Here is a 19672-nt window from a genome sequence, read left to right as displayed (position 1 = left end):
AAGGAAGTTGGGGATTCCCCAACTTCCTTTTTTATAGTTCATATAGCATATCTTCTATCTCCTCAGTAAGCGCTTCTGGTCGGTCATCAAATACAACGCGACCTTCTTTTAATGCCACAATTCTAGACGCATATCTTTTCGCTAGTTTGACATCATGAACGTTAATAATCGTTAATAAGTTCCGCTCCTCATGCAAACGGTGAATGAGTTGAAAAATGCGATTAGCTGTACCTGGATCAAGACTTGCGACAGGTTCATCTCCAAGAAAAATATCAGGCGATTGAGCAAGTGCCCGGGCAATACCAACACGTTGCCTTTGCCCTCCACTCAATAAATCGACCCGCTTATTTAAATGAGGCAATAGTTCAACTTGTTCGATAACGTCTCTCGCAAGTTTTTTTTCACTTTCATTAAATAAACCAGCCAGATTGCGAATGGTTGATCGAGAACCGAATAAACCCGTGTAGACGTTTTGCAAAACTGTTAAACGAGGAATCAACTGATGATGCTGAAAAATCATCCCCATACTTCGCCTTTGTCTTCTTAACCCTTCTCGATCAAGGGTTTGGAAAGAACGACTATTATAAACAATCTCGCCTTCCGTTAAAGATTGCAGGCCATTTAACGTCCGAATGAACGTTGACTTACCTGCGCCCGTTTTTCCTAATATACAAACAAATTCGCCTCTTTGAAAAGTGAGAGAAACATGATCTAACGCATAAGATTCAGCATTTTGATAGCGCACGGATGCATTCTCAACCGTTAACAACGCTTCGTTACATGACATATTGCCTCACCCTACTTCCGAGAAAATCAACGACAATGACAATGATCATAATTAGCATCACATCAACCGCAACGGTCGAGTATTGGAATGTTTTGAAATGAACAAACAGCTGCTGTCCAATTCCTCCCCCGCCAACCAAACCGAGCATTAACGAAGTTCGAATCGCCACTTCAAATCGATAAAAATAATGCGACAGAACGTTCGGCCAAATTTGAGGAAAGACTGAAAATAACGCACCTGTTAGCGGTCTTGCTCCAACTGCCTTCATGGCCTCCTGAGGGCCTTTATCAGCCGCTTCAATTAATTCTGCAATTAATTTAGAGAGAACACTCGCATTGTGGACAATAATCGCAATCGTTGCCGCAAATGGTCCAGGTCCAACAATCGTAAGAAACATTAACCCTAATACGATTTCTGGAATCGACCGAACGAAACTTAAACCAACACGCGCAGACCCATAAAATGGGCCTGCCGTATTTTTAGCAGCAAGTAAGCTAATGGGTAACGCAAGGAGTAAACCCACAAAGCTCCCAAGAAATGCCATCCCTAGTGTAACAAGACTTGCTTTTAACATGGTTGGAAGCACCGATATATTTAACGGAAACCAATTCGACAGGAAATCGATCATATTGTTAAATTGACTAAACTTCCTTACATCAAACTCCGTAACACCTATGCTCCATACCATTAATCCAACTACCGAAAAAAACAGAATAAGGTGCCTCCATTTAAACCAGGCCATTCTACTTCGTTAACAGCCCTTGCTTATCAGCAGCGCTTCTTATGCTCTCATAATCTTCATTACTTGCTTTCGTAAATCCTGATGCCCCAAATGCATTTAAAATCGTTTCATCTTCAATAGCTAGAAATGCATTCTGAAGCTGATCGATCGTCTCTTCATCCGTTCCTTTAGAAACAGCCCATGGGTATTGGAAAAGCTTTTCAGATTCCCAGATCACTTTAAGTTTGTCTCCATCAATTTTTCCCGATTCGAGCAACTGATTATAAATCGCGCTATCAATTGCGCCTGCATCAACCTGTTTATTTTGAACAGATAAAGCTGTTGCATCGTGCGAGCCAGTATAGGCAACAGAAGCAAAATCATTTGTATCCTGATCTTCAAAGACATCGCGATCTTGGAGCTCTATTGAAGGAATTAATGAACCTGATGTTGAATTAGGATCGCCAAATGCAAAGCTTCTTTCCTCACTATTTTCAAGGTATTCTTCAAGCGTCTCCCACTCATTTTCTGTATTCGTAATGATGTAAGAATGGTAGAAAGGCTCACCGTCAATCAACTGAGTCACAATAGCTTTTGCGCCACTTTTCTCGTGCGCAATGACATACGTAAGCGGACCAAAATAAGCCATATCAATTTGATCATAGTTCATCGCTTCCACAACACCGTTATAGTCAGGAAACGTTGTAATTTCAACATCACGATCAAGTTTTTCTGAAAGCTCACCTTGAAGCTTCGTCATTGCTTCTTCAATTTCACCTTCCGTTTGAACTGGGATGACACCAATCGTAAAGGCCCCTTCTTCTTTTTCACTAGTATCTTTTGAAGTATTTTCGTTCTCATTCGAGCTACATGCCGCAAGAATACCGAGCATAAGCACCATTATAAAAAGAATTGCTTTTTTCATATTTCTCCACTCCTCAGTTTTAATCTATTTCTCTACTCTCCAAACTCTCTCCTGATCTTTTCTTACGGTATATCCTTCGTTATCAAGCTTCTCTAGGATCGGCACTAGATACTTTCGACTTACATTAAGAACATCTTTCGCCTCCTGTAACGTAAAGGATTGCCCGGTTTCCGCTTTTAAAGATGCAATGGTTTGCTTCCAATTTTCAACATGCACATAAAGCTCGTCTGTTAATTTAAGCGCAATCTCTTCTTCCAACATATAGTTCTTAAACTCCGTCTTATATGGATCTGGAATTTGCTCCTCATCAATTAAACGATCGACTGGCGAGACGTTAACTCCTTGCTCCTCTAATTGCTTTAACACATTTGTCATACGCGTTTTCCATGCGGGCGGCAGCGATGGGTGGAAAGTGCGCATGGAAAGATAAGGCCCTTTTTGCTGAAGTTCTTCCTGAAGCTGATTGCTCAAGACGGCATCTATTACTTTTTTAGGATAAGTTTTCTTTAACTCCTGCACCACTTCCGCTTTCTGTGGACCTTTTCGCATAGGATATCGTTCATGTGCCGCTTGCAAATTTTTATGAATCGCTTCAACCACTCGTGTAAAAACATTTTGTGAAGTCACACCACCGTCAATAAAGACAAGGTGATCGTTATCCTCAAGCTGGCGGAACGCTTCCTCATTTAACCCAATTTGCTGCATCACTTGTTCTTTTGATAACATTTGCTCCACTTCAAGAATTTGCTCAAGCTGTTCAGCTGGTGTCCCTTTCAACATTTGTTCAAATTTCGCGATTGTTTCAGCGCCAAATTTATATTTCTCTCCTGCCACATTAAGAATACTGCCGCCACCAACTGTTTCAACCGGTGAAGGACGTCTTACGATAACGCGATCCCCTTTTTTAGCGGTAATAGGTTCATGAAGTCGAATCTGGCAGAAGAGTTCTTCTCGATTCCCAGCCTCAAGCGTATTGCGATCGAAAAAGACGATCGTTCCTCTTACCTCCGCCGTTCCAATGTGTATCGTTACTTCAGCTCGCTGTTTCAAGTCATGAGACATCGTAAGAGCTTTCGTAAATGAAAGATCAATGGTCGACGTAACAGGATAGTAATTGGAATTAACAATGACTTGTCCCCGAACCATCTGATGTCGATCTGGCCCTGTCAGGTTTACCGCAACTCGTTCGCCCGCAAAAGCTTGCTCCACTTTTGTACTGTGCGTTTGTATTTGTCTTACTCGCGCTTCTAAGCGATCAGGAAGAAGTGTAACAAGTTCTCCTTCTTTTAGCTCTCCATCAAAAATCGTTCCTCGTGCAATCGTGCCGTGGCCTTGTAAAGTAAACACTTGATCAATTGGTAATCTCAGTGCTCCAGCTTTATTTCTTGAAGGTGTGTTGATAAGAAAAGAGTGAAGGCTTTCCTTAAGCTCAGCAACGCCTCTTCCACTTTTGCCATCAACGATATGAATCTTTGATCCCTCAAACCCGGTTCCTTTTATGTATTCAAGAATATCTTCCTGCACGAGAGAAAGCAGGTCTTCCTCCACCATATCCGCTTTTGTGATTGCAATAATCGACCTCTGTATACCTAGAAGCGATAAAATCTCAAGATGTTCTCGCGTTTGTGGCATCACTCCTTCATCAGCCGCGACAACCGGAACAACTAGATCAATCCCAGCAACCCCAGCAATCATTTGGCGGATAAATCGTTCATGACCCGGAACATCAATGATTGACACTTTCATATCATCAGATAGTTGAAACGGAGCGAATCCTGGTTCAATGGAAATGTTGCGTTCCTTCTCTTCTTTCAACCGATCTGTGTCAACGCCTGTTAATGCGCCTGTTAATGTCGTTTTTCCATGGTCAATGTGCCCCGCTAGACCAATCGTATAATAGTTCATGCTAACACCTGCCTATCACCTGTCATCTTCTATTAACAGTAATAAATGTAGGTACAGGATGCAAATTTAAACCATTGTGTTTAAGAAAATAGTAACATTTTCTTTATGCACTCCTGTATATTTATTCAATCCTGTATGAAGAAAAAGTTATTCACAGCTATCCACAGCCACAACTGTTATATCTTCATTTATGATCTGTACCACTCAATAAACTGTATCAGTTCGTTATAGAAAACTGTTCTATTGGTTAATTTGTCGAAAACTCGAATTTCATAAAACAAAACGATTTTTGTCGATTTTAACAAAAGAACGAAATACTAATATTGCAATCAGACTTTATTCGACAACTTTCCGCTAAGAGGAACTACGCAATTTCTTTAAAGTAAAACTTTACTTAAAAGTTTACTATTTATTTTTCTGAAATAATCAATTTGAGCACTTGCGTTGAATATTTCTATTCATTCAGTTATTATATTAAAAGTACATTATATTACGGGGCTGGTTGTACGTCTGGTGAGTGCCACGGTCTTCAAAACCGCTTGGGAGGCGCGTGCCGTCTTCGGTGGGTTCGATTCCCACACAGTCCCGCCAATTACAATTCGAGCATTTGCAAAATGATTGTTGCTCCACAAATCGGAACATCCTCTGTAAGAAGAACCAAGACCCCTTCATTTATTCTGTAATTTAATTCTGGCTGTAGCACCCCATTAATAAATAAATTAATATAAGATACATCACACGGATTAAGAATTCGCTGTTTCGGATATCCTTCTACTGCATTTTGATCGGTGTAAATACGTTGCCCTTCTTTCGCAAATGCAAAATATTCATGCACTATCACTTTCTTAGGAAGTTTCTTTCGAATCACGTGTGATGTCACTTCGGGATATGACACCTCTGGGAGTGATAAATCATTCAAACCACAATATTTTTTTGTCATTAACCCCCTCACCTTCCCTAGAATTAAACACTCATAAAAATGTGCGTTGTTACGATCCCATTTTTTGTTATTCTATGCGAATATACTCATTCGCTTTCTATCCGTTTACATATCATATGATTAGTAAACTTATGGAGGTGAATCGTATGGCATTACAAATTATGAAAATTGTAGTGGACGTCTCTTCTACCATCACAACTACTCCAACTGTTCAACGTTTTTTCTATAACACTACGGGCTTACTTGTAGGTCCAACTACTCTTACGATCGATGCAGCTGATTTTTTTGATGATACCGGCGCGGCCGTTACTACCCTCCCCTCTCTTAGCACAGATAATAGTTATTTCAATGTTTATGTGAATGGCGTCCTCCAAATGGAAGAGCTGTCCACTTACACACCAGGCGCTACAGGCGTTGGTCAACTCGAATTTGATATTCCAGCTTTAGCTAGTATATTAGTCAATACACCATTTGTTCTGGAGGTCGTGAACTTTACTCCAACATCATCTTCTACTGTTTCAACATAACCCGCTACCTCTTGATTAAAAAGCGCTTTCGGCGTATAATGTGACCGTATTCAACCAATTACATTATGATGCCATGAGGTGAGTGCGTTGGCAGGATGGTTCCAGTGGTTTATCGTCGGATGGACTGTAATCTTAATTTCATTGATCGCAATCGGTGGATTCTTTATGTTCCGGAAGTTTTTAAAACGCCTTCCTAAAGAAGATGGCAAGTCTATTCTCGACTGGCAAGAACACTATATTGAACAGACGAAGCATATGTGGAGTAGCGATCAAAAGAAACTTTTAGATGAATTGGTCTCGCCCGTACCTGAATTGTTTCGAGATATTGCGAAGTATAAAATTGCAGGAACAATAGGCGAGCTGGCACTAAGAGAAAAAGCAAAAAACATGTCTCAAGATTTAATCATTCGGGGGTATATTATCGCGACTCCGAAACGAGATCACAAATGGCTCGTAAAAAAACTGAATGAAAAGCGAATCGATATGACCCCTTATCATCATTTGCTTCAATAAAAAACTCGTTTAGCTTAAGCTAAACGAGTTTTTTATAGCAATGTTTGATGAAGTGTTGTTCCATGTGCTCTACTTCGCTCTGTTTTCTTAAACTGATAGTACATCGAGATTCGCCACGGTACAATCATTCCAAATGCCAACACAAAGAAAAGCGAGCTCGTCTGAAGAACGGGTATAGACTCTCCAATGATTAGTTTGAAAATAATCCGTACTAAAAGTAATCCAATCAGAATAAACGCAAATGCCTTTGAACGAGTTAAATAGATCTGATTATCTTTAATTTCAAACTTCGACGTACGAATTAACAACAGCGAAAACGCTGCACCTACTGATAGCGCTTCAATTGCTTCGTACCACGGAACCCTCGCATCCGGAACAACAAACATAAAAAACCCGGTCGCCATAAAAAACGGCGGAAGTATAATTTTCCTTATCGTTGCAGGTTTTTTTGAAGCTTTCAACCTGATCACTACCATCGCAAGAGCCATCATCGCTCCTACAACTGTACTTAAAATCAGCATATACTCATCCCTCACCTATACCGTACTACCCATCATTTCCATTGTATGTGGAAGAGACTAAAAATACAAGCTCACGAAAAAAAGAACGGCATTCCGCCGTTCTTTCTTCCCTACCCATTTAATTTGGAAAGCTCCTCTTCACCTTCATCAGCTGCAATACTTAAAATAATCGTCATTGTTACCCCAACAACAGTGAAATAAACGCCAAGATCAAATAACATTGCGGTCGCAAGGTGAGAATGTCCGAGAATCGGTAACTCAAAATAAGCATCTGTTTGACTTAGGAAGGGTTGACCAAAAATGAACGAACCTACTCCCGTAAGAACAGCGATCAATAAACCGATCGGAATAAAGTTTTTAAAGTCAATCCGTATTACTCTCTTCATGGTTTTAAACCCATATGAGATATACAGAAGAACCAATGCTCCAGCAGTCATAAGACCTCCAATAAAGCCCCCGCCCGGTGCATTATGACCTGCGAAAAATAAGTAAATCGAAAATCCTAGAATAATAAAGACGATAATAGTTGTCGTCGTTTTAAGTATAAGGTCATTTGTTCCTTTCAAACCAACGCATCCTTTCTTAATTAGAATCCTTGAAAGCCACCAAAGAGGTTATTTACAAGGAATGATGTAAACATCGTCATAAAGTTAAAGTAAAGCAAAACGCCCATGACAATCATTAAATACCCGCCAGTCTTCATAATCAATCGGCTATTTCTCTTAATCCATTGCATTTTGCCGATAAAAAAGGACAAAATGAAAAATGGCACGGAAAAGCCAAGCGTATAGGCTACCATGTACAGAAGTCCAGCTCCAGGATTAGAAACACCGAGAGCAATAACAGCTGCCAAAATCGGGCCTGTACAAGGCGTCCAGCCTGCCGCAAACCCCATTCCAATTAAAGCAGAACCAATAAAACCAGATGGGCGGTTGCGGATTTTTAAGCGACGGTCTTTCATTAAAAAGTTCGGAGTCCAAAAACCAACAACAACAAGTCCAAACACCACAATTAGAATGGCACCCACTTGACGTAGAAGCTCTTTGTACTGAATAAACAAATTTCCAACAAGGGACGTTGACATTCCTAACACTAGGAAAATAATCGAAAACCCAATTAGGAAGAAAATCGTATGGAATATGGCTCTCTTTTGCATCATACCACGTTCTTCTTTCAGATCATCTACAGAAACCCCTGTGATGTAAGAAATGAACGCCGGGTAAAGCGGTAGTACACACGGTGAGATAAATGATAAAAAGCCGGCACCGAACGCTAAAAACAAGTTCAAATCTGCCATTGAATTACTCCCTGTCTAATGCATGATCTTATCATGTGCATGTGGTTACCTTTTCAACCTTTATTGTAAACGATTTATCTTATTCAAACTATGAACATTCCATAACTATTTTTCTTCAGTGAAAAATTCTTCAAGCGTAACGCCAGCCTCGTGAACATCAGCAGCCGCTTCTTTCCCGACATAGCGAACGTGCCATGGCTCATATTGATATCCGGTAATATCCTCTTTCCCTTTTAAGTAACGAACAACGAATCCATATTCATGCGCATGCTCCGCTACCCACTTCCCTTCTGGTGTGTTACCAAACTCTTCAGTAAGAGAGCTTCCAAGGGAAGGTGTGCTAATATCCATTGTTAAGCCCGTCTGATGTTCACTCTGTCCCGCCTGCGCACTTACCTGGTTCGCTACTTCTTCTCCACGTTGCTCAGCATTATAAGCAAAAATAGCTTCCTGGCGCTCATAGGAGCGATAACCTGAAACAGCTTTTAACTCATAGCCATCTTCTTTTGCCCCTTTAAACATTTTTTCAAGCGCTCTGGCAGCTTCTTCTACCATCAAACGCTTCGGATCACCTTCAGGGGCATATGTAGACACGTCTGGTTCCACAAGATTTTTTGGAACAAAGTCAGAAGGCAGATTACGTTCTTTATTAGCCACGACATAAATGCTGTCTGGATTCGTGACCGTTAAATTATCACCATTTTTCTCGACTGTTTCAGCCATCGTTGGATAAGCTGCAGCACCCTCTTTATCGTCATCTTTTTGATCCTGCTCTTTATTGCTCTCTTCATTGTCATTCTGGCTATCGTTTTCTTGATGATCTTTCGTTTGATTTTCTTCGGATTTTCCAGAATCATTGGTGGAATCGTTATTCGATTGTCCACCGTTCTCCACTTGATTCTGCGGCTCGTTAGACGTTTGCTCTTCATCTCCAGCCTGACATCCGGCTAAAAGCGTAAACGAGAGTCCAGTTGCTACTACTAACTTTTTCATTGTCATGTAAACACTTCCTGATTTTTTATAGTCTAATCTATCATACCATCACACCAATTAGACCCGTCAACCAAAATTACTCCATACAAAAAGCACTCTGCTAACAGAGTGCCATTACGCTATTTATCGTTGTTCGTCATTTGACTATTCATAGCCTTCATCATCTGATTAATCTTCTTCTGAGAAGGTTTCTGCCCCATTTGCATCATCATTACACGAAGCATGTTTTCATTAATAGGGGGATTCTTCTTTAAATAGTCCATCATATATTTGCGGGCAATAAAAAAGCCAAGTGCTACTCCAGCAATCAACGCTAGCACGCCCACAAGCGTGTACATCCACCACATTCTAGATTTCCTCCTTATTCTTTCTCTTCCAATAGTGTACTACAACCCGTAATGATTATACAATAACGTCTACTAAAATAGTAGGAGTTTGTTTAAACTAGTTTCTGCTGTTTGATCGGGTTAAGCCATCCATATCGACCTGATTGGAAGTCGATCGCGAAGAATGAAGGAGTTAATTTTCGAATCACCTCAAAAAAGACTGTTTCAACTTCAGTACCACCAGTCGCATAAACATTCACTTTCTCTTTTCTTACAAACAAAGAAGCATCGCTTTTTGATTGATTTATACTTAACCGGTGCCCTTCGTTTTTGTATTCATACGTCCGGAACGCCCCTAGTTCGCTGACAAGATAAGTATTCAGCTCCTCTTCTGCAATGGGCTCAGTAATAAAGGAAACCTGCTTATCGAGAAGGTCTTTCTCATCCACCTGGATTGCTCGCTTTCTTTCAAGGAAAAGGTGATACAAAAGATGTTCTTTACCAGCATATTGAGCGGCGATGTGTTGTTTAACAAAATACATTTCATAATGCCTCATACCACTTCCCCCTTATCAGAGAACAAATCATATAAAAAATAGTATACTGCATCTTCTCTAAAAGGATTGTCTATACTTGGAGCGTCACATCACTAGTTTTGTCGAATTTAAAAAGGACCTGTACTATAACATAGATGTTATAGTACAGGCCCTTGACTGCTATGCCATACTCGGCAGGTCACAAAGAACGCCACCGTTGCTTTCATCATAATCTAGTTTCATTCGATCAACAAACCACTGATCATCCGGTCGAACAAAGTAAGTAACGCCTCCAACTTCTTGCTTATAATCATCATATGAAGGCCGGTCAGACATGACTCCAAGGGAAAAACCACCGCTGTCTCCGCTTCCTGCATAACGCACAAACAATCTTAGGCAATCACCATGAGTAAGTTCCATTTCATTTTTGTAAAACTCCGCTGCAGAATCAGTTACAATAAACATCTTATCCGCCCTCTCCGTTTTTTGTATTAGTACATCTTGTTATAGTACAGTATAACGAATATTTGAAAAATTGCAACCATAAAAATAGCCTAATTTTGCTAAATGCAAAATTAGGCTATTTTTTACTGAAGAAAGCCGCGATTTTTCTTGCTTTCTTTTAATTTTTGAGGCGTTACGTCTGTGCCTTCTTCATCCACAACTTTGATAGAGTGAAGCTGGTTACTAAAAGAAGAACGAAGGCTTGCCAGGTATTCCTGACGAAGATCTTTTTGTTCTTTTTTCTCAGCATCTGTTAAAGATGACTCTTTTGATTTACGAGATAGCTCGTTAATTCGTTGAATTTTATCTTGAGAAAGCATGTAAAAAAGCTCCTTTACTGCAACTTGTACGTTCTATGCTAACGCATCTTTTTACCATAGACAAGTTTAGTGCTTCTCACTCTGTTCGTCAACATATTCCTTATAGCGTCTATGTACCGTGGCTTTTGATGCATGGTGACCAAAACCTTTAAGCGTTGCTGCAATTTCATGGAACGTTAAGCCACGATTACGAAGATTAACTATTTCCTCGATCGGTACTTCAACACGGTCTCTTCCACCGTGATTTTGATGACTTAAATTTCGCTGCGGTCGATAGCCTTCTTTCACCGCCTTATCCATACCTCGTTTAATTTTCAAGTTGTGAAGCTTTCTCTGAAATTCTTCGACAATACTTACAATTTCAAGCACCATTGAATCAGCTTCCGATAATTGAAGTTCTCCATTTTGATTTACCGTATAAATGGTTCCACCGTATTTGTGAACGGCATGAAGAAGAGCAATTTTAGCGTTCCCTCTTCCAAGTCTTGTTTCATCTTGAATGAGCAATGCTTCGACTTGCCCTTCTTTTAACAAATTTAGCACTTCGAGTATGCCATCTCGATCAATGTCATACCCACTGTGTTTTTCTTCAATCATTCGGTGAACGGTAAAACCTGACTGTGATGCAAATCGTTGCAATTCTTCTTTTTGCCTTGCAAGAGACGATTCCTGCGCTTCTTTTTTTGTACTTACTCGGCAATAAATAACGGCGTTCATTCTTTAATCTGTACCCCCAAGTGCGGTAGCATTCGCTTCAACAGGGATGATGAGAGTATCTCCTGCTTTAATTCGATTAGCATCTATGCGATTAGCGTCTTCAACCCAGCTAACAAATTTCTGATCAGACAATTCATGTGCGGAACGATATTCATCAGCAATTTCTAAAACCGTATCCCCGTGCTCCAGTTGAATCGTTGTATACCGATCATACTCCTCAGCTGCTGCTGCTCGCAAAGATACGAACACAATAATTAACACAGCTACAAAAGATATAATGACAAGAAAATCAATTCCAGACAAGCCCCCAGCTTGCTTTCTCATCCCAATCACCCCATATACGAATATTTGTTCTGTTTTTAGTATAATCAGAACCCCTGTTCGTGTCAACTAGTAACTTCGAACTTATGTTTGTATGCGAACAAAAATTCTGGTATACTAGTAACAAATAGATAGATTGGAACGAGGTGCCAGAAATATGAAACTATCAAAGCGTCAGCAGGACATTCTGGACTTTATTAAAGTCGAAGTAAAACAAAAAGGTTATCCACCGTCTGTTAGAGAAATCGGCGAAGCCGTTGGACTTGCTTCAAGCTCAACTGTCCATGGCCACCTTGCCAGACTCGAGAAAAAAGGTTATATCAGAAGAGACCCAACAAAGCCAAGAGCCATTGAAGTGTTGGGCCTTGATGAAGCGATCGACATCCCACGTCAGCACACGGTGAATGTTCCTGTCATTGGTAAAGTAACAGCTGGTCAACCGATCACAGCGATTGAAAATGTTGAAGAGTACTTCCCTCTTCCGGAACAGTTCGCTCAGGATGAAGAGCATACATTCATTCTTGTCATCGAAGGAGATAGTATGATTGAAGCTGGTATTTATAACGGTGATATGGTTATCGTGAAGCAGCAACCAACGGCAAATAACGGAGACATCGTTGTTGCGATGACGGACGATGGCGAAGCAACGGTAAAACGTTTTTTTAAAGAAAGTAACTACTTCCGACTACAGCCAGAAAACTCATCGATGGAACCAATCATTCTTGATTCTGTTTCGATCCTTGGTAAAGTGGTTGGTGTTTTCCGCTCGATCCACTAGAAGCGCAAATTGCGCTTCTTTTTTTATGCTCAATTACGACTTGAAGGTCGCTCTCTTAATCGTAACGAGACAATCCACATCTTCATAACTTGTGATGATAGGAAGATGATGAGGTGATTGTAATGGTACAAAAAGAAGTTCAAGAACTTTTAAACACACTGATTCAAATTGAACACATTTCAACCACGCTATATTTAGCGATGTCTGCTTACTTGGATCGAAAGAATTATACTGGAATGGCCAATTGGTTAAGAATTCAATCTGCTGAAGAACGAACGCATCTTCTTACTCTGATTAATTACTTAGCTGGTAAAGATGGCGTTGTTGAATTAGGCGCACTCCCAGAACAATCGACAGACTTTGGAACGCCGCTCGAAACGTTCCAGCAAGTTTTAGAACACGAACAGTATGTTACGAATTCTTATCGACAGGCTTTTAACTACATCAAAAAAATTGATCCGCAAACGGCCGTCATCGTTCAGGATTTCCTACGCGAACAGATTGACGAAGAAGCACAGGCGCTTACGATTGTCGAAAGGCTGAAATTAGCAGGAGATAACACGTCCGCACTCTTACTGATCGATCAAGAACTTGGTCAAAGGCAGCCAGGATAAGGTTTCTACTTAAAACCTACAAAAGACCTCAACCTTCATAAGTAAGAAGGTGAGGTCTTTTTATTTTTGTTATGTTCTTTGTAATTCTGAATAAATTGGTGAATAAACTCTCGTGAGAATTCGGGACTACATTTTGATAGAAAAGGTTTAAATATCACATGATAGGACCAGTCGGGCATATAATCCCCCTTTCTAATTTACATAACTTAAATATAGTTTACTAATTTGCGAAATAAGGTGTGTTCTGAGGCGCAGTCTTTTTCATTAGTTTATCTTTATTTATAATAAATTAGTCATTAACACTATGAAAAGAATGACCGCTGTAACAATGTATGTATTGGCTATTTTTTTATTTTGTTTTTCTTCTCTAATTATTTCTATTCCAAATAACAGAAACATAACAAACAAAAATGATAGAAAGACTTGACTAGAAATCGCGTTAGGAAAAATAAAAAAATGAGAGAAAGCCATTCCTATTGCTACGAATACCAACAATAAATTCACTTTTCGTAAATGAGTCAAAGAAATCACGCCTTTCTAATGGATCGTTCTTTAACTACTCAACGGCCTTTTATATTTATTTCAAGTAACTAGGAATTTCACTTCCTTTGTATTCCTTAGTAAAAATGTTTGAATGAAGTAGTCCCACTTTGTAAGAGGGATCATTGTTTGATGCGCTAGATTAAAAGTTTCAACTACCTTGCACCTTCAACCGTAGCATTATCATTTATTCACGAATCATATTTGATATGAACTACAATTCCCTGTTCATGATTCCCAAACTTAGGACCAAACAAATTCATTCCACCGCTATTGACAGCGTCTTCTTTTATCCCTAATCGAAAGGCAATGTAAGGGTAGTTAGACAACTGAAAATCATCAATCGTTCGATCAGATATTTTCTCTCCATCTATATAACAACCACTTTTATTCAGTTTCCAATGCTTTAACAACCCATACTGCGTTAGATTGGTTCGCCACCATTCAGGTGTTAACTGACCTCTCTCTCCACCAAAATCACCTGGTGAGGTCCACGTTCCAACTTCTTCATGATTCACCCATGCCGTTATATCAGATGGCCAATCTAGTTTGTGATTGGGTGCTTCTGAACAAATTTCAGCACTTATTTCTAACTCACTTGCTCTAAAGCCATAAGGAATACGGTTTGGAAAACGATACTCGACAAACCCATCTTTAAAATACAGGAGCTGTGCTTGCTTTCGGTCAGGTTCATAAAAGGAACGAGGATCATCCTGCATTCCAATAAAACCCTTCTCATCTACTATTCCACAATTCGGTACTACATGGCAGTCGAGATAATCTCCTATTGGCATTTCGTAGGTGACTTGCTGCTCTTCCTTTTTTTCATCCGAAGTATATAAATCAACGACAATGCGATCATAATTCATCGCACTCACTTTTTGAGTTCCTCTTCCCGGTACTAGCTCGGTGGTAATGAGATCAACTTCTTCTAATTTACTAACATGTGAAGCTGTTGTTGAAAAAGGCAATTCAAGCTTTTCTGCTAAATCGTTCACATTATATGGTTTGTCACTTAACAACTTAAGAATTTGGACTCTTGTTTGATTCGCAAGAGCTTTATTAATTGGCACCATGTTATCAAAAGATAGCTGCAACTTTTTCAAATGACTTAGACCTCCCTCTCTTTTATCCCTAGGATCAATTATAACAAACTATCGACATAACAGTAGTAGCCCCCTATTAAGGAAGCTACTACTGTTATGGAACTTATTCTATTGCTCTCTCAATTTTCTTTCGTGCAGTTTTTCAACAATTACATTGTACTCGTCTTCTGTATAAGAGTAGAAATACATCACAATTAATCTTATAAGTGAACCTAGTGCAGGTACTAGCGCGATAACGAAAAACATCATATCAAGTGTAAAATCAGTTTGAGCCTCATTGGGACGATAGTTAATCCATGTAAGGATCAGCCCAGTCGCACCTCCAGCAATCGCTACAGATAGTTTCCCCGTAAAGGTTTGTCCAGAGAAGATGATTGCTTCATTTCGTTTCCCAGTTTTCAATTCGGTATATTCGATTGTTTCCGCTAGCATCGAGGAAATTAATGGCCCCGTTGCCGTGTAAAGTAGCATGGTGATCGCGATAAATACAAAGGAAACAAATACACTGGAGTAACCAACAGTAAACCAGATGACACGGATGACAATATCTAGGGAAACAATCGCCATGAGCATATGCTTCTTCTTGAATCGCTTTGCTAGCGTTGGGATAATGAAAAACCCGACACAGCTCGCTAAACTAATAATACCGAAAATGGACATTAGTGAAGCGCTTCCAAGATTGTATGTGAAGAAGAAGACGTTTAAGGCTTGAGTAATATTCATAAAAACATTGCAAAAGAAAACGACTAAAACGGCGAACATTGGCTTGTTTGCTTTAATGGCACGTGCTGCATCAGAGAGCTTTACTTTTGTCTTAGGAGCTTTGACACGTTCCTTCGTATTTTTAAACCCATTCAGCATGATCGGTAATGCAAAAACCATGAGCACCACTGTAGCAAGGAAATATCCCTGTCCAATATCGTCTCCACCCAGCCACTCGGCAAGGGGGACAAATAAGACTGGCGATAAAGCAATACCGGCGAATACGCCCATATTCGCAAACGTAATTAATTTCGTGCGCTGCTGTGCATCCTGACTCATCACAGAGGAGAGCGACCAGTACGGTACATCAGAAACGGTATAAATCATACCCCAAAGGATATACGTGCCACCCGCATAAATTAACTTGGCAGTTGGACTTAGTCCATCTAAGGGGAGAAAACAGACAATCGTGATAATCGCAACGAAAAAAGGCATGTACTTTAAATAAGGTCGAAACTTTCCGTGTCTTGAATGTAGCGTGTCCATCACAGAAGCCATCATCGGATCATTAATCGCATCCCACGTTCTGGCAATAAGGAAAATAATACTTGCTGCTGCAGCGGATATTCCGAGGATATCCGTATAGAAAAAGAGAATATAAGATCCTACCAATCCAAAGCTAATACACTGCCCAAACCCATATCCAAAATAAGAAGCAAATTCTTTCGGTCGAATATCCTCTTTCGTTTCGATATTAGGTGAAGCATACTTTCTCGCTGTTTCCATCGTTTATTCCCCCTCTATTATTCAAAGATAAAACCGTTGGACTGCCTGGATAATAAGATCTTCCTAATTTTTTTAGGATCAAATTTATAGTCATGATGATGGTCAAGAAGGCCATTCACTTCTTGCTCTACATCTGTCAGCTGGGTATAGCAAAAACCCTGAATGCTGTCATTCTCCATAATTGCTTTTGTTAGTTCTTCCAAACGATGGAGTACCTCTTCCTCCGTTTGAGGGCGACTACCATAGCCCCACTCAACATCGCTGTGTTCATTTCCATAAGCGATACCGCCATATTCACTCATCATGATCGGTTCCCCACGGTAAGCATATCCTTTCGCATAATTTTGCTTTCGACTCGTTTTCGAAGGACTACCATTTACAAAATCCGCCTTCTCATAGCTATTCCTAAGAGATTCCGCATCAGAATTGTAATCATGTATCGTCAAGATATCGGTTAGCGTATGTTCCCATCCATCATTTCCTATTACGAGTCGACTTGTATCCTGAGCCTTTGTCTGATAATAGAGAGCGTTTACAAACGCCTGCTGATCTTCTCGATGGTAGATTTCATTCACGCCCCACGATTCATTCATAAGGGTATAAATAATAACGGATGGATGATTGTAATGTTTTTGCACCATCTCTCTCGTTTCATTCATCATGCGGAACATCGCCTTGCTAGTAAACTTAAAACTACTTGGCATCTCCGCCCACACGACTAAGCCTAATTCGTCACATAGAGCTAAGTACCGTCTGTCCGCAATTGTTTGATGGCGTCGAACGCCGTTGAACCCCATCTCCTTTACTTTAAGAAGATCAGACTCCATCTGCTCGTAATCCCCTGTCATCAACGAATCTTTATAATAGCCCTGATCGAGAATTAGTTTTTGATAAAAGGTATCTCTGTTAAGTAGAATTCTACCTTCCTGAATTTCAATACTCCTCATCCCAAAATAACTTTCAACCGTATCCACAATCTCTTGATCGATATATAGTTGAAACGTGACATCATATAGATTCGGTGTATCTGGCGTCCAATAAAAGACGCGAAAATCAGCTAGGTCCGATTCAACGTTGGCGGTCAGCTCAACACTCGTTTGATTTTCTTTTACCCATACGCCTACGGTATCGATCCACTCCCCTTTAAAAGAAACAGTTGCCTCGAAGTAAGCTTTTTTCTTTTGACGGGGTAGACTCGCTTCAATCGAGAGTTTCCCTTCTTCCACTTGAGGCGTCATCTTAACATCCTCAATATATTGAAGAGGCACTTCCTCAAGCCAAACCGATTGCCAAATACCTGTCGTTCTTGAATACCAGCATAAAAAGTTATCATCTTTCCACGACTGTTTCCCAACCGGCTGCTCCACACTATTGCGATCTTCCACCCGAACGACGATCGTGTTCTCACCGGTGCAGATGGCATTCGTAATGGAAAAGCTAAATGGGGTATGGCCACCCTCATGCTTACCAATAAATTCTCCATTCACCCAAACTTTTGTGTGATAATCAACAGCTTCAAAATGCAGTAAAAGGTTTTTATCGGTGTCTTTCTCCCAATGGAATTCACGCTTGTACCAAACCACTTCATGGTTGTCATCTACCTCAATGCCAGATCTTTTGCTTTGGTAAGCGTAAGGGACTTGAATTGTTTGTGTTAAATCTTTTTTTTGATTAAACAATTTTTCGGGTTCTCCACGATCTTCATCATCAAATTCAAACTGCCATTCTCCATTTAAGTCGTACCATTCCGTTCGCTTAAACTGAGGTCGAGGATACTCTTCTTCCGTACTCGCACGCTTTTGTAAAACATATGTGGTCTTAATCGCCATGTAACGATCCTCCTCTAATGCACCTTATAAGTAAGGGCTTTCATTAATTATTTTCTATTATTACATAATTATAAGTTTCATTACAACTAAAACAGTAATAAAAAGCTAAATATTTTTAAAATAGTGAGAGCTTCACCTCCAAAATAGATAAAAACAGAAGCAGTTTACGCAAGTGATTTAAGAATATATTGACTACACAAATAAGCGCTCACATTAGAAAGTGAGCGCTTAAACGGAAAACCAACTATGGGTGTCATAGGAATCATGACCTCCTCTAACAAGTGGGCACAACCTATATCTTTTTTTATTTAAAATCCGCTGTCCATAATATTGATTCAGTGCGATCCCAAGAAATATACCTATTGACGGTGCCCATTCGAATGCGAAGCCATTCAGAAGAAAAACAACAAAAACAGCCAATATTCCAGCCAAAACCGCATAGAAAAACGGCTTCCATTTCATTCCACGTCACCTCCAGTTACTATAGCATTTAAGAAGAGGCATTTTCCCGTTCTTTTATGTAATTTTGATACGCTTCTTTTGCTCGATCTGGTTTAGGAGTAATCCGTGAGATTCTTCGATGCATGTCATGAAGTAAATACACCCCTCTAAACAAACATCCCGCTACTACTCCAAACGCCACAATTCCTCCTACAAGTGGACCTAGCATCATTAAAATAAATCCTAAAATCATTGCTAATACAATCGCTAACAGTAAATACAAATAACCACTCCAATTACTCATTTTTCCACTTTTCTAAGAAAAATGATTCTACTAATATACGATACCATATTTTTACCATTTATTTAGAAACGTTTTGATCTCAAATAAAAAGCCATCTAAGACGCAACATGCGTATTTATAGAATGGCTTTTCTCTATTATTAGGTTAGATTAAGCTTTATTCACGCGATAATGAAGCTGTGCAAACTGTCCATACTGGCGCACATCGGTTAATTCAAGATCATGTGTAACGCCGCTTTTCTGAAACAGCGGTATCCCTTTTCCGATTAGTGTTGGAGCAAGCGAGATAATAAATTCATCAATCAAATTTTTCTCAAGAAATTCATGCACGACTACACCACCACCGATAAGCCAGATCGTTCCACCACCCTGCTCGTTTAATCGTTCAATCAGTGACGTCGGATCTTCCGATGTGAATGTGACATCTTCTGTGTTTTCTCTTGATTGAGTCGTATACACGTAGGACATTTTCCCTTTGTACGGATTAACTCCGTTTTCTTGTTCCATCACCCAGTCATACGTACGACGTCCCATAATTATGGTGTCGACACCTTTCATAAAGTCTTCATAGCCAGCGTCTCCTTCAGGCTCGGTTTTAAAAAGCCAGTCGAGCGAGTCATCTTCCGTTGCTACATAGCCGTCAACGCTTGTTGCGATGTAAACAGATACTTTTCGGTTTGTCATTGAACTAACACCTCAATGTTATTACTTCTTTAGGAT

Annotated in this window: 25 protein-coding genes and 1 tRNA gene; 5 read left to right on the top strand and 21 right to left on the bottom strand. The window is 39.9% G+C overall.

The features are described 5' to 3' along the window. Window positions 1-31: 31 nt before the first annotated feature. The 4 genes from phnC to selB are packed head-to-tail and all read right to left on the bottom strand — an operon-like array spanning window position 32 to window position 4338. Window positions 32-787: a phosphonate ABC transporter ATP-binding protein gene (gene phnC / locus LCL91_RS03380; RefSeq protein WP_224879917.1), complete on the bottom strand. Its 756-nt coding sequence runs from the start codon at window positions 785-787 to the stop codon at window positions 32-34. Continuing rightward, window positions 777-1475, bottom strand: coding sequence for a phosphonate ABC transporter, permease protein PhnE (phnE, locus tag LCL91_RS03375; protein WP_255639859.1), 699 nt, complete (start codon window positions 1473-1475; stop codon window positions 777-779). The genes phnC and phnE overlap by 11 nt, the downstream gene beginning before the upstream one ends. Before the next feature lie 55 nt (window positions 1476-1530). Further along, a complete protein-coding gene (gene phnD, locus LCL91_RS03370; protein WP_224879912.1) occupies window positions 1531-2433 on the bottom strand; it encodes a phosphate/phosphite/phosphonate ABC transporter substrate-binding protein in 903 nt (300 codons plus the stop codon). Between the two features lie 24 nt (window positions 2434-2457). Then, window positions 2458-4338: a selenocysteine-specific translation elongation factor gene (gene selB, locus LCL91_RS03365; RefSeq protein WP_224879910.1), complete on the bottom strand. Its 1881-nt coding sequence runs from the start codon at window positions 4336-4338 to the stop codon at window positions 2458-2460. A 494-nt stretch (window positions 4339-4832) separates the two neighbouring features. Between selB and LCL91_RS03360 the strand changes: the two genes are divergently transcribed. After that, window positions 4833-4929 (top strand) — tRNA-Sec (locus tag LCL91_RS03360). A 1-nt stretch (window position 4930) separates the two neighbouring features. On the opposite strand, the gene LCL91_RS03355 is transcribed toward LCL91_RS03360, so the two are convergent. Further along, on the bottom strand, window positions 4931-5278 hold the full coding sequence (locus tag LCL91_RS03355; protein ID WP_224879908.1) for a DUF4183 domain-containing protein: 348 nt from the start codon (window positions 5276-5278) through the stop codon (window positions 4931-4933). 146 nt (window positions 5279-5424) lie between these two features. Between LCL91_RS03355 and LCL91_RS03350 the strand changes: the two genes are divergently transcribed. Both LCL91_RS03350 and LCL91_RS03345 read left to right on the top strand, forming a co-directional pair. Beyond that, window positions 5425-5805 (top strand): DUF4183 domain-containing protein, encoded by a 381-nt coding sequence (locus LCL91_RS03350; RefSeq protein WP_224879906.1) that lies wholly within the window; start codon window positions 5425-5427, stop codon window positions 5803-5805. A gap of 87 nt (window positions 5806-5892) precedes the next feature. Next, on the top strand, window positions 5893-6318 hold the full coding sequence (locus LCL91_RS03345; protein WP_159782434.1) for a DUF2621 domain-containing protein: 426 nt from the start codon (window positions 5893-5895) through the stop codon (window positions 6316-6318). A gap of 32 nt (window positions 6319-6350) precedes the next feature. Here LCL91_RS03345 and LCL91_RS03340 read toward each other — a convergent pair whose 3' ends face one another. The 10 genes from LCL91_RS03340 to yneA all read right to left on the bottom strand — a co-directional run bounded on the left by LCL91_RS03340 (window position 6351) and on the right by yneA (window position 11856). Then, a complete protein-coding gene (locus tag LCL91_RS03340) occupies window positions 6351-6839 on the bottom strand; it encodes a CcdC family protein (protein WP_224879904.1) in 489 nt (162 codons plus the stop codon). A gap of 110 nt (window positions 6840-6949) precedes the next feature. Next, entirely contained in the window at window positions 6950-7405 is a 456-nt protein-coding gene (locus LCL91_RS03335; protein WP_098443502.1) for a Na(+)/H(+) antiporter subunit B, read from the bottom strand. Between the two features lie 20 nt (window positions 7406-7425). Next, window positions 7426-8136, bottom strand: coding sequence for a cytochrome c biogenesis CcdA family protein (locus LCL91_RS03330; protein ID WP_224879902.1), 711 nt, complete (start codon window positions 8134-8136; stop codon window positions 7426-7428). A gap of 105 nt (window positions 8137-8241) precedes the next feature. Beyond that, a complete protein-coding gene (locus LCL91_RS03325) occupies window positions 8242-9135 on the bottom strand; it encodes a M15 family metallopeptidase (protein ID WP_224879900.1) in 894 nt (297 codons plus the stop codon). Between the two features lie 113 nt (window positions 9136-9248). Beyond that, window positions 9249-9476: a YneF family protein gene (locus LCL91_RS03320; RefSeq protein WP_098443499.1), complete on the bottom strand. Its 228-nt coding sequence runs from the start codon at window positions 9474-9476 to the stop codon at window positions 9249-9251. A gap of 92 nt (window positions 9477-9568) precedes the next feature. Beyond that, the gene (sirA, locus tag LCL91_RS03315; protein WP_098443498.1) at window positions 9569-10012 is read right to left on the bottom strand and encodes a sporulation inhibitor of replication protein SirA; all 444 of its coding nucleotides are present in this window, start codon (window positions 10010-10012) and stop codon (window positions 9569-9571) included. Window positions 10013-10171: 159 nt separating this feature from the next. Next, the gene (locus tag LCL91_RS03310; RefSeq protein ID WP_224879898.1) at window positions 10172-10456 is read right to left on the bottom strand and encodes a HesB/YadR/YfhF family protein; all 285 of its coding nucleotides are present in this window, start codon (window positions 10454-10456) and stop codon (window positions 10172-10174) included. Window positions 10457-10578: 122 nt separating this feature from the next. Then, on the bottom strand, window positions 10579-10815 hold the full coding sequence (locus LCL91_RS03305; RefSeq protein ID WP_224879896.1) for a DUF896 domain-containing protein: 237 nt from the start codon (window positions 10813-10815) through the stop codon (window positions 10579-10581). Window positions 10816-10881: 66 nt separating this feature from the next. After that, window positions 10882-11532: a YneB family resolvase-like protein gene (locus tag LCL91_RS03300; protein WP_224879894.1), complete on the bottom strand. Its 651-nt coding sequence runs from the start codon at window positions 11530-11532 to the stop codon at window positions 10882-10884. 3 nt (window positions 11533-11535) lie between these two features. Next, on the bottom strand, window positions 11536-11856 hold the full coding sequence (yneA, locus tag LCL91_RS03295) for a cell division suppressor protein YneA (protein WP_224879892.1): 321 nt from the start codon (window positions 11854-11856) through the stop codon (window positions 11536-11538). A 154-nt stretch (window positions 11857-12010) separates the two neighbouring features. On the opposite strand from yneA, the gene lexA reads away from it, so the two are divergent. Then, the gene (gene lexA, locus LCL91_RS03290; protein WP_159782425.1) at window positions 12011-12631 is read left to right on the top strand and encodes a transcriptional repressor LexA; all 621 of its coding nucleotides are present in this window, start codon (window positions 12011-12013) and stop codon (window positions 12629-12631) included. A 122-nt stretch (window positions 12632-12753) separates the two neighbouring features. Further along, window positions 12754-13245, top strand: a complete 492-nt coding sequence (locus LCL91_RS03285; protein ID WP_224880165.1) for a ferritin — start codon at window positions 12754-12756, stop codon at window positions 13243-13245. Window positions 13246-13976: 731 nt separating this feature from the next. On the opposite strand, the gene LCL91_RS03280 is transcribed toward LCL91_RS03285, so the two are convergent. From LCL91_RS03280 to LCL91_RS03255, 6 genes are all read right to left on the bottom strand, one after another. After that, window positions 13977-14891 carry an ArsR/SmtB family transcription factor gene (locus LCL91_RS03280; protein WP_224879890.1) on the bottom strand — a complete coding sequence of 305 codons (915 nt, stop codon included), beginning with the start codon at window positions 14889-14891 and terminating at the stop codon, window positions 13977-13979. Between the two features lie 108 nt (window positions 14892-14999). Then, window positions 15000-16379 (bottom strand): MFS transporter, encoded by a 1380-nt coding sequence (locus LCL91_RS03275; protein ID WP_224879888.1) that lies wholly within the window; start codon window positions 16377-16379, stop codon window positions 15000-15002. Window positions 16380-16396: 17 nt separating this feature from the next. Next, window positions 16397-18208: a glycoside hydrolase family 2 protein gene (locus LCL91_RS03270; RefSeq protein WP_224879886.1), complete on the bottom strand. Its 1812-nt coding sequence runs from the start codon at window positions 18206-18208 to the stop codon at window positions 16397-16399. Window positions 18209-18436: 228 nt separating this feature from the next. Further along, window positions 18437-18670 carry a hypothetical protein gene (locus LCL91_RS03265; protein ID WP_224879885.1) on the bottom strand — a complete coding sequence of 78 codons (234 nt, stop codon included), beginning with the start codon at window positions 18668-18670 and terminating at the stop codon, window positions 18437-18439. A gap of 28 nt (window positions 18671-18698) precedes the next feature. Further along, complete coding sequence (locus LCL91_RS03260; protein WP_224879883.1) at window positions 18699-18953, bottom strand: hypothetical protein; 255 nt, start codon at window positions 18951-18953, stop codon at window positions 18699-18701. A 149-nt stretch (window positions 18954-19102) separates the two neighbouring features. Beyond that, entirely contained in the window at window positions 19103-19636 is a 534-nt protein-coding gene (locus LCL91_RS03255; protein ID WP_224879880.1) for a dihydrofolate reductase family protein, read from the bottom strand. Window positions 19637-19672: the final 36 nt, after the last annotated feature.

Origin of the sequence: Guptibacillus hwajinpoensis, from assembly GCF_020171785.1 — a bacterium.
Taxonomy (GTDB): domain Bacteria; phylum Bacillota; class Bacilli; order Bacillales; family Guptibacillaceae; genus Guptibacillus; species Guptibacillus sedimenti.
This window is presented reverse-complemented; position numbering and strand designations above follow the sequence as displayed.

Excerpts from the sequence above, each read along its gene's own strand:
- sirA (WP_098443498.1), bottom strand. The coding sequence starts at position 10,012 with ATGAGGCATTATGAAATGTATTTTGTTAAACAACACATCGCCGCTCAA.
- LCL91_RS03350 (WP_224879906.1), top strand. The coding sequence starts at position 5,425 with ATGGCATTACAAATTATGAAAATTGTAGTGGACGTCTCTTCTACCATC.
- LCL91_RS03275 (WP_224879888.1), bottom strand. The coding sequence starts at position 16,379 with ATGGAAACAGCGAGAAAGTATGCTTCACCTAATATCGAAACGAAAGAG.
- LCL91_RS03320 (WP_098443499.1), bottom strand. The coding sequence starts at position 9,476 with ATGTGGTGGATGTACACGCTTGTGGGCGTGCTAGCGTTGATTGCTGGA.
- LCL91_RS03285 (WP_224880165.1), top strand. The coding sequence starts at position 12,754 with ATGGTACAAAAAGAAGTTCAAGAACTTTTAAACACACTGATTCAAATT.
- yneA (WP_224879892.1), bottom strand. The coding sequence starts at position 11,856 with ATGAGAAAGCAAGCTGGGGGCTTGTCTGGAATTGATTTTCTTGTCATT.
- LCL91_RS03340 (WP_224879904.1), bottom strand. The coding sequence starts at position 6,839 with ATGCTGATTTTAAGTACAGTTGTAGGAGCGATGATGGCTCTTGCGATG.
- LCL91_RS03325 (WP_224879900.1), bottom strand. The coding sequence starts at position 9,135 with ATGACAATGAAAAAGTTAGTAGTAGCAACTGGACTCTCGTTTACGCTT.
- phnE (WP_255639859.1), bottom strand. The coding sequence starts at position 1,475 with ATGGTATGGAGCATAGGTGTTACGGAGTTTGATGTAAGGAAGTTTAGT.
- LCL91_RS03305 (WP_224879896.1), bottom strand. The coding sequence starts at position 10,815 with ATGCTTTCTCAAGATAAAATTCAACGAATTAACGAGCTATCTCGTAAA.
- LCL91_RS03255 (WP_224879880.1), bottom strand. The coding sequence starts at position 19,636 with ATGACAAACCGAAAAGTATCTGTTTACATCGCAACAAGCGTTGACGGC.
- selB (WP_224879910.1), bottom strand. The coding sequence starts at position 4,338 with ATGAACTATTATACGATTGGTCTAGCGGGGCACATTGACCATGGAAAA.
- phnD (WP_224879912.1), bottom strand. The coding sequence starts at position 2,433 with ATGAAAAAAGCAATTCTTTTTATAATGGTGCTTATGCTCGGTATTCTT.
- phnC (WP_224879917.1), bottom strand. The coding sequence starts at position 787 with ATGTCATGTAACGAAGCGTTGTTAACGGTTGAGAATGCATCCGTGCGC.
- LCL91_RS03330 (WP_224879902.1), bottom strand. The coding sequence starts at position 8,136 with ATGGCAGATTTGAACTTGTTTTTAGCGTTCGGTGCCGGCTTTTTATCA.
- LCL91_RS03260 (WP_224879883.1), bottom strand. The coding sequence starts at position 18,953 with ATGAGTAATTGGAGTGGTTATTTGTATTTACTGTTAGCGATTGTATTA.
- LCL91_RS03270 (WP_224879886.1), bottom strand. The coding sequence starts at position 18,208 with ATGGCGATTAAGACCACATATGTTTTACAAAAGCGTGCGAGTACGGAA.
- LCL91_RS03355 (WP_224879908.1), bottom strand. The coding sequence starts at position 5,278 with ATGACAAAAAAATATTGTGGTTTGAATGATTTATCACTCCCAGAGGTG.
- LCL91_RS03310 (WP_224879898.1), bottom strand. The coding sequence starts at position 10,456 with ATGTTTATTGTAACTGATTCTGCAGCGGAGTTTTACAAAAATGAAATG.
- LCL91_RS03265 (WP_224879885.1), bottom strand. The coding sequence starts at position 18,670 with ATGAAATGGAAGCCGTTTTTCTATGCGGTTTTGGCTGGAATATTGGCT.
- LCL91_RS03300 (WP_224879894.1), bottom strand. The coding sequence starts at position 11,532 with ATGAACGCCGTTATTTATTGCCGAGTAAGTACAAAAAAAGAAGCGCAG.
- lexA (WP_159782425.1), top strand. The coding sequence starts at position 12,011 with ATGAAACTATCAAAGCGTCAGCAGGACATTCTGGACTTTATTAAAGTC.